This window comes from Stenotrophomonas sp. 2YAF22 (assembly GCF_052114665.1).
GTDB lineage: Bacteria > Pseudomonadota > Gammaproteobacteria > Xanthomonadales > Xanthomonadaceae > Stenotrophomonas > Stenotrophomonas indicatrix.
This window is the reverse complement of the sequence record NZ_JBFRFE010000137.1, coordinates 1-8,054: the sequence shown is the minus strand read 5'-3', so window position 1 is coordinate 8,054 and position 8,054 is coordinate 1. Positions and strand designations below refer to the sequence as shown.

The window sequence follows — 8,054 nt, the reverse complement described above, 5'->3', positions numbered from 1 at the left end:
TGAGGTTGCCGGCCAGCGGCCGGCACTACAGCAGGTGCAGGGCGCAGCCCTGCCGACCAACCTACCTTCGCGGCAGGTAGGTCACCAGTGACAGGTCGTGCCGGCTCTCTGGCACCAGCGCCACGTACTGCAGGTCCAGCAGACCGCGCGTGGGATGGTTCAGCTTCTTCGCACCTTCGTCGAAACGACGCACATCGTGCTCCGGCCACCACTGGCGGAACTGCTCGCTGTGCGCGCCGATGTCCTCGGCCAGTGCCAGGAACGGCGCCTTGTCCGGCGCCTGCGCCATCGCCGCGCGGAAGCTGGCCAGCAGCCCGCGGGTCATTTCTTCCCAGTTGAGGATCAACGCGCGGTAAGGCGGATACAGGAACATCAGCCGCAGCGTGTTGCGTTCGTGCGGCGCCAGCTGACCGTAATCAACAAACAGATCGGCGATGGCCGGGTTCCAGGCCAGGATGTCGAATCGGGTATTGCGCACGTAGGCCGGGATCGGCTGCATCGCCTCCACCAGCTGGCGCAGGCCGTCGGTCACCGTCTCGTCGGGCGATTCCAGCGGCACGCCATAGCCGGACAGCGCGAACGCGTAGGCGCGCTCGTCGTCGCTCAATCGCAGTACCTGCGCCAGGCGCTCCAGCACCTCGGGCGAGGCGCGCACTTCGCGGCCCTGCTCGATCCAGGTGTACCAGCTGACACTGACCCCGATCGCCAGTGCGACTTCCTCGCGCTTCAGGCCCGGCGTGCGTCGGCGGCCGGCTGGCAGCCCCAGCGTTGCTGGGTCGACCCGCGCACGGCAGGCCTTGAGAAAGCCTCCCAGTTCCTTGCGTTCGGCTTCACTGCGCATCATCGCCCTGCCCTGCAGGTTTCAACGGCGGTGCGGGACGCCGAAGACGTCCCGCAACGCAGGGCCCGGGCAGCGGACGGTACCGCTGTCGCCGGGCACGCATCAGGCATCGATGCGCTTGGAGCCGACCGCCAGGCCGGCCTTCAGGCTGGCCTCGACGAACTCGTCCAGGTCACCGTCGAGCACCTTCTGCGTATCCGAACGCTCGATGCCGGTGCGCAGGTCCTTGATACGGCTCTGGTCGAGCACGTAGTTGCGGATCTGGCTGCCCCAGCCGATATCGGACTTGGTGGCTTCCACCGCATCACGCTCGGCGTTGCGCTTCTGGATCTCCAGCTCGTAGAGCTTGGCGGCCAGCATCTTCATCGCGTTGTCGCGGTTCTGGTGCTGGCTGCGGCCGGTCTGGCAGGCCACGACCGTGTTGGTCGGGATGTGGGTGATACGCACCGCCGACTCGGTCTTGTTGACGTGCTGACCACCGGCACCGGACGAGCGGTACACGTCGGTGCGCAGATCGGCCGGGTTGATGTCGATTTCGATGTTGTTGTCCACTTCCGGCGACACGAACACCGAGGTGAAGCTGGTATGGCGGCGGTTGTCCGAGTCGAACGGCGACTTGCGCACCAGGCGGTGCACGCCGGTCTCGGTCTTCAGCCAGCCGTAGGCGTAGTCGCCTTCCACGCGGAGCGTGGCCGACTTGATGCCCGCGACGTCGCCACCGGACACTTCCATCAGCTCGGTCTTCCAGCCACGCGATTCACACCAGCGCAGGTACATGCGCAGCAGGATCTCGGCCCAGTCCTGGGCTTCGGTACCACCGGCACCGGCCTGGATGTCGACGAACGCCGGGGCGGTGTCCATCTGCCCGGAGAACATGCGCTGGAACTCCAGCTTCTCCACGTGCGCCTGGTGCTTGTCCAGGTCGGCCACCACGGCCAGCGCGGTGTCCTCGTCCTGCTCGGACTCGGCCAGCTCCAGCAGTTCGGTGGCGTCGCTCAGGCCCTCCAGCACCGCGGCGATGCCGCCCACGGTCTTTTCCAGGGTCGAGCGCTCGCGCCCCAGGTTCTGGGCGTACTCGGCGTTGTTCCAGACGTCGGGGCTTTCCAGCTCCCGCGTCACTTCCTCAAGACGCTCTTTCTTGGCGTCGTAGTCAAAGATACCCCCGGAGCGACAACACGCGATCGGTCAGATCGGCGATGCGCTGGCGGACAGGATTCAGTTCGATCATGTCGGCGGTTATGCATTCAAAAGATGACTGCAAATGATACCGCAGGCCGGGGTGAACCGGCGCAGAAGCCGGTCCCGCCCTGCCACGCCCCTACCCGCCCAAGGCCTGGCGCAGCAACGGCAGCTGGCGCCGGCTGCAGGGTACCTTGGCCCCATCGGCCATGTGCAGCAGGGCCTCGCCGCCGTCCAGCGGCTCGATCGAGCGCAGCTGGCCGCGGTTGACCAGCCAGCTGCGGTGGCTGCGCAGGAACAGGACCGGGTCCAGCCGCGCCTCCAGCACCGCCATGGTGATCCGCAGCGGGTAGTCATGGCCGCGCACCCGCAGGTTCACGTAGTTGCCGGCGGCCTGGGCGTACTCGACGTCGGCCGTGGCCACCAGGAACTCCTTGCCCAGCTTGCGCACCAGGAAATGGTCGGGGCGATCGACCGGTTCGACCGGCGGGCCCTCATCGGGGGCGGCAAGCAGGGTCGCTTCACCCTGGCGGCGGCGGCCGAACCAGGCCAGGGCATGGACTGCCGAGACCAGCAGCGCATAGGTCTGGATGTCCTTGAAGAACTCGTAGAACCATTGCGCCGGCCAGTCCCCAAAGGTGTAGTGGCTGCCAAGCACGGCGTGGACGGCCTTGCGCAGCAGGACCATCGCACTCACATGCAGCAGCCACCACGCAACCGCGCCCAGCAGATACGGCGCCAAGCGCTGTCGCCAGGTATCGGCGTGCAGCGGCCAGCGCGAAGCGGCGCGGATCAGCACCGCCAACAGCAGCAGCGACACCAGCGCACTGCTGAACTCGTCAATCGTGGCCGCCATCCATTGGGAGGGCAGTCCATCGCGCGCCGCCATCATGGCCTTGGCCAGCACATTGGCCGCCGCCGTCCCCAGAAACAGTACGACCCAGAACACGGCTGCCTGCCGCCCTTGCCTGCCGTTGCCCATCGATTCGCCACGCACGTTCGGGTCCTGCTGGTTGTACTCATCCATCACTGGATTATCGCCAACCACAGCCCCACTGACGCACGCCATTCGTCCCCCCGCCCCGCCACTGGGCCCTGCAGGGCATCCAACCGCCCCTTTCTGCTGGCGACAGCCCACGAGGACTTCCACTCTGCGAGGACGCCAACACGGATACCGCCATGACCCGCCGCCACGACCTCGACACCCTGCGTATCGGCGCCTTCGGGCTGTTGATCCTCTACCACGTGGCCATGGCCTACGTGGCCGGATGGGACTTCCACCTCAAGAGCGTCCACACCGCGGAGTGGCTGCAATGGCCGATGATCGCGCTGAATCGTTGGCGCATGCCGCTGCTGTTTGCCATCTCCGGCATCGCGCTGGGCCTGTGCCTGCCCGCGCAGGGCCGGTGGCGATTCGCGCTGCGGCGCGGCGGGCGGCTGTTGTTGCCGCTGTTGTTCGGCATCGTCGCGGTCGTTTCGCTGCAGGCCTACTGTGAAGCGGTGGACAAGGGCGACGTCACGCCAGGGCTCGGTGCATTCCTGTGGCGCTACTGGCAGTTCCGGCCGTGGCCGGGAGCCAGCTTCAGCGGTGCCGCCTATGGCTTCACCTGGAACCACCTGTGGTACCTGGCCTATCTGATCCCTTACACGCTGCTGGCGATCCTGTTGGCCAGCGTAGTGAGGCCGCTGCGTCACCAGCTGCCGGGCCTGCCTGCGGGCGATCGTTGGGTGGCCATGCTGGGCCTGCTGCTGCCGGTGCTGTGGCTGGCGTGGGCGCTGCTGGTGATCCTGCCCGCCCACCCGCCAACCCACGCGCTGGTCGATGACCTGTACGTCCACGCCGAGTCGCTGCCCCTGTTCCTCGGCGGCTTCCTCGCCGCGCGCTGGCAGCGCGGCTGGGATCTGCTGGTGCGCGGCCGTCGGTTGACCCTGGCGCTGGCCGTTATCGGGCTGACTGTCGAACTGGGCATCCGCGCGTTGGGGCGGATGCCCGACCTCGGCGATCTGCCGCAATGGGTGCTGGCGCTGCCGTGGGCACAGACCGAGCGCGTTGGCCGAGCGTTGTACACCTGGTGTTCCCTGCTGGCCCTCTTCGGATGGGCGCAGGTCCTGCTGGCGCGGCCATGGCGCGGCCTGTGCTACTGCCGCGAGGCGGTGTTCAGCTGGTACATCCTGCACCAGACCGTGCTGATCGTGCTGCTGTACTGGTTGCGGCCCTTGCAGCTGGGCGCGTGGCTGGAGCCGGCGCTGGTGATCATCGGCACGATCGCCGGCTGCCTGCTGATCCACGAACTGCTGGTGCGCCGCGTGCGCTGGCTGCGGCCGCTGTTCGGGTTGCGTGCCGCACCGCTATCGTCGCCTGCAGTGCGCGTCGTGCCGGCACAATAAGGCCTGCGCCCCGTGGAACCGAGCGTACGCTCGGCTCCACAAGGCGAGGGCTGCGACAGTCACGCATGGCGTGGCTCTACTTCACCTCGAATTCGCCGACCAGCACCGTCTCGGCACGATCCTTCAGCCGCATCGTCACCCTCTGGTCCTTCTGCTTCGGCGTACCCCAATGGGTGGTCAGGCGCAGCATCAGCGTCGTCGCGCCAGTCACCAGCTGCTGGCGGCTGCCGAAGTAGTTCGCCTCCACCTTGTACCTGCCGGGCTTGGCGTTGCGCAGCGAGAACTGCTCGGGACCATAGCCGCCGGTGAAGTCCTGTGACATCTGCCCGCCCTGGTAGGTCAGGCGGTTGCCGTAGTACGCGCGCTCACCGTTCGGGTCGGTCACCCACAGGTCCATGTCGCTGTTGTCGGCATCCCACGCCAGCACCACGCGCAGGTCCAACGGCATCGCCTGCAGCAGGCGCGGGTCGATTTCCTTGGTATCCAGACGCGGCTTGCTGCCGGCCACCAGGTTGGTCAGCTCATCCAGGGCGATCAACGCGATACCGTCGAAACGAGCATCCCAGGGCCGTACGACTACTTGATACAGCGGCACCAGCGCTTGCTGAGGTTTGCCGGCTGCAGCCAGCGCCAGCCCAAGGTCGCGGAAGCTCTGCGGTTCCTCCTGACCCATCGCCAGCACCTGCTCGAACACCGGCACCGCCAGCACCGGAGCGTCGGCCTGCAGCAACCGGTAGCCGAGCACGCGCAGCAGATGGCGGTTGTCCAGATCCATCTCGGCCAGGTTGGACAGCACGCGCAGGGCAAGATCGCGCTGCCCCTGTTCGATCAGCAGGTCGGCCACGTCGAGGAAGAACGCGCTGCTGTCGGCGTTCGCAGCGCGCTCGGCCAGATAGCGGTCATACAGTTGCGACGGCGGCCCCTGGCGCAGGCGACGGGCAACCGGTGAGTCCGACTGCCACGCGGCCAGCTTGATTCCCAGCTGGCCATCATTGGCAGCGGCCGGCCCGGCCGCCATCGCATCGGCGGCGACCTCCTGCATCGGCGCCGGCGCCGGTGCCGGGCGTGCGACCGAACGCTGGCGCGAAGTGGCTGCATTCAACTGCATCTCCGCTGCGGCCGGTGCCGGAGCAACCAGCATCGCTACCGGTGCCGGCGGGGCGCCGGCCGCCACCTCCAGCGCCTTCGAATCCGCCTGCGGCGGTGTGCCCTTCGGCCAACTGCGATTCCACCACTGTTGGCGCTGCTGCCACTGCGTCACCACCTTGTCCAGACGCTGGCGGTCGGCCGCTTCGCGGTCTGCAACCTGGCGTGCGAAGCGCTGGTCGTACTCGGCGCGCAGCTTGCCCGACGGACGGATCGCATAGCGCAGGTAGTCGTCCAGGGTTTCCAGCACGATCAGCGAGGTATCCGGGCCCACCAAGCTGAACTGCTGCGACAGCCGCTGCATCGCCTCACGGTTGCTGCGTCGATCGCTCGACAACTGCTGCAGGCGCGCCTGTGCCCACAGGCCGGCCAGCAGATCACCGTCTTCGTTCTTCTGCGTCGCGGGCAGTGCCTGCCACTCGCCGCCAGCCACGCGTACCCGCATCGGCACACCTTCGGCCGCCAACCGCGCATGCAACCACAGCCAGCCCTGGGCCTGGCTGCGGCGGTCGATCACCACATCCTGCACGCCACGGCCGGCATCGATCTGGACATCCAGCGGTACCGACAGCAGTTCCCGCGCGGCGGCATCGATATCGCTGCCGAGTGCCACGAAAGTGCCCGCATGCGCCTCGCTCCAACCGCGCAGGCGGGTGGCATCGGTGCGTGCACCAGCACTGCTGATCGCAAACAGGCGCTGGTCGGCGGCCAGCGCCGGCATTGCTTCCGGCCCGTAGGTCAGCAGGCCATCGCTGACCATCAGGTACTCCTTCACCCCGGGTTGCGGCTGCCACTGCGCCAGCGCACTGGCACCATCCGGCTGCACCGCCATCAACTCCCGCCGCAGTTCACTCCAGTCGCCGCTGCGGATATGGAACCGACGCACAGGCTCCGCACGATCACGCAGCACGGTCAGCGCGACATTGCCCTCGCCCATTGCCGCGAAGTAGCGATCGAGCAGTGCGAACTCGCGGGTGCGGTCGCGCTGGCCTGCGGAACCGGAACCGTCCCACAGCAGCCCCACTTCCGACGGCACACGGCGCGGCGCGGCTGACGTCGGCACCGGCAGCTGTGCCAACAGGTAGTGACCGTCCTGCCAGCGTGCAACCTGCACCAGTGCCTTGCGCTCGGCTGGCAGCGTCCATTGCAGCTGGGTCGGCAACTGTGCGCCGCGCCCCTGCCATTGCAGACGGCCATCGGCAATGCGGAAAGGCGCACTGCCAGTATCAGCACCCTTCGGTGCCTGCACGGTCAGTTCGACGGCAGCGGCGCCAGCGACGAACTGCAACGGCAGCGTCCAACGCCAGCCCTGCGCGGCGTATGCCAGCGGCTCGCGCACGACCAGCTGCACCCGGCGGCTGCCGCCGGCCGGCAGCGGATACACGCGAAGCCGGAACTGGTTGCCGGCGGTCTGCTCCAGCAGGCCCGGATCGACACCACGACGGGCGATCTCCTCGAACACCTGACGACCGCGGTCCTTGGGCACCGGTACTGCCTCGCGCAACTCGCCGTTGATGTCCAGGGCGAACCCGGTGATCTGCTGGCCCTCGGCCAGCGGGAACTGCAGCTCGCCTTCCAGCACGCGCTGGTTGGGGTTGTGGAACTCCAGGGTGATACGGGTCTGGGCGATACCGGCCTGGACCTCGCCTTCGATGCGGGCATGTCGCAGCTGCACGGGCTGTTCGGCGGCGGGCGCGATCAGCAGCGGTGTGGACGTCATCGGCGGTGCCGGACGCCGCGACGCCTGGGGCAGTGCCGGCCAGCTTGCCAGGGCCAACAGCAGTACGGTGCAGCAACGGGCGAAGACCATGACAGGACTCCAGTGGGATCGTGACTGCTTGAACGCACCAACCGGGTGGACGGGGTTAACGTGATTCGATGCTGGTTCTTCGCTGCCCCTGGGCGCACCATGTGCGACTTCCCGATCCCGTGCAAGGATGCCCATGCGTTCTCCCCTGCTTCCCACCCTGCTGGCCCTGTGCTGGCCGTTGGCCGCCAGCGCCGTCGATGCGCCTGCAGGCCTCTATTTCCAGCATCACGACTGGGTCGTGGCCTGCGACAACACGCGCACGTGCCGCGCGGCCGGCTACGCCAGTGGCGATGACAGCACCCTCAGCGTGCTACTGACCCGGGCGGGCGGCCCCAATCAGGCCATCAGCGGTCGGATGTCGTTGCAGCCGATCGATGACCAGCCGCAGCCCAAGGGCGCGCTGCACCTGCGCATCCAGCAGCGTGACCTCGGTGTGCTGGCGCCGGCCAGGGAGCCGGGTATCCATGTGCTCAGCGCGGCACAGACCAGCGCAGTGCTGTCCGCGCTGGTGCGCGATGGTGGCATCGCGGTTGTCGATGGCGCCGGCCGCGCGTGGCCGCTGTCGGACAAGGGCGCAGCGGCTGTGCTGTTGAAGACCGATGAGTTCCAGGGCCGCGTGGGCACGCCGGGCGCGGTGATGCGCAAGGGAGCCGCCGCCGAAAGCAGCGTGCCTGCCGCCGTTGCCAAACC

Annotated in this window: 6 protein-coding genes; 2 read left to right on the top strand and 4 right to left on the bottom strand. The window is 67.9% G+C overall.

What is annotated here, in order from left to right; all coding sequences use genetic code 11:
- Nucleotides 1-61: 61 nt before the first annotated feature.
- From AB4Y84_RS07745 to AB4Y84_RS07735, 3 genes are all read right to left on the bottom strand, one after another.
- A complete protein-coding gene (locus AB4Y84_RS07745; protein WP_428704298.1) occupies nt 62-844 on the bottom strand; it encodes a helix-turn-helix transcriptional regulator in 783 nt (260 codons plus the stop codon).
- A 99-nt stretch (nt 845-943) separates the two neighbouring features.
- Nucleotides 944-2,069, bottom strand: a protein-coding gene (prfB, locus tag AB4Y84_RS07740; RefSeq protein WP_099818762.1) for a peptide chain release factor 2 whose coding sequence is annotated in 2 segments (ribosomal slippage) — nt 944-1,993 and nt 1,995-2,069 — 1,125 coding nt in all. Because the reading frame shifts where the segments join, the coding sequence is not laid out codon by codon here.
- Between the two features lie 90 nt (nt 2,070-2,159).
- Nucleotides 2,160-3,002 carry a LytTR family DNA-binding domain-containing protein gene (locus AB4Y84_RS07735; RefSeq protein ID WP_363733666.1) on the bottom strand — a complete coding sequence of 281 codons (843 nt, stop codon included), beginning with the start codon at nt 3,000-3,002 and terminating at the stop codon, nt 2,160-2,162.
- A 197-nt stretch (nt 3,003-3,199) separates the two neighbouring features.
- On the opposite strand from AB4Y84_RS07735, the gene AB4Y84_RS07730 reads away from it, so the two are divergent.
- Nucleotides 3,200-4,408 (top strand): acyltransferase family protein, encoded by a 1,209-nt coding sequence (locus AB4Y84_RS07730; RefSeq protein ID WP_442243487.1) that lies wholly within the window; start codon nt 3,200-3,202, stop codon nt 4,406-4,408.
- 76 nt (nt 4,409-4,484) lie between these two features.
- Here AB4Y84_RS07730 and AB4Y84_RS07725 read toward each other — a convergent pair whose 3' ends face one another.
- Complete coding sequence (locus AB4Y84_RS07725) at nt 4,485-7,364, bottom strand: VIT domain-containing protein (protein ID WP_442243486.1); 2,880 nt, start codon at nt 7,362-7,364, stop codon at nt 4,485-4,487.
- Between the two features lie 133 nt (nt 7,365-7,497).
- On the opposite strand from AB4Y84_RS07725, the gene AB4Y84_RS07720 reads away from it, so the two are divergent.
- Nucleotides 7,498-8,054 (top strand): DUF1176 domain-containing protein (locus tag AB4Y84_RS07720; protein WP_442249954.1); only part of this gene is annotated, 557 nt, incomplete at its 3' end.